Source organism: Halioglobus sp. HI00S01 (assembly GCF_001635445.1).
Lineage (GTDB): Bacteria > Pseudomonadota > Gammaproteobacteria > Pseudomonadales > Halieaceae > Halioglobus > Halioglobus japonicus.
On record NZ_LWEE01000128.1, the window covers coordinates 1 to 381 of the forward strand.

The 381-nt window shown below is 60.1% G+C and carries 1 protein-coding gene; it reads left to right on the top strand.

Translation table 11 applies throughout. From position 1 onward, the window contains the following. Positions 1-8 precede the first annotated feature (8 nt). Complete coding sequence (locus A3709_RS25045; RefSeq protein ID WP_082850146.1) at positions 9-170, top strand: ATP-binding protein; 162 nt, start codon at positions 9-11, stop codon at positions 168-170. Positions 171-381 lie beyond the last annotated feature (211 nt).

The window sequence follows — 381 nt, forward strand, 5'->3', positions numbered from 1 at the left end:
AATGCCGCTTGTGCGATTCGCGCGATCAGGAGGGCCACGGGCTGGGACTGAAAATGGTGCAGCGCTTTGCCAGCGACGCTGGCGGCGGTGTGCGCATTGTCAGCACGCCAGGTAAGGGTACCGACGTCACGATACTGCTGCCGGCGGCCGCGGGCCCGCAGGCCCGGTAATTTCTCAGGCAAAAAAAAAGCGCGACGAGTTTGGAGCTACCCCTCGCCGCGCAACCAAAGAACCGCTTAAATCCGTAGACGATTGCCATCCTCTTGCTGTGACCATGGGAAGTAGAGCGCATCCTCAGGAGACTCCATGGGCAGAACGACCACCAGCAGTTCCGTAGAGGTGCCTGTGAGATTCAACTCTCCGACGTAACGGCCGCCAATC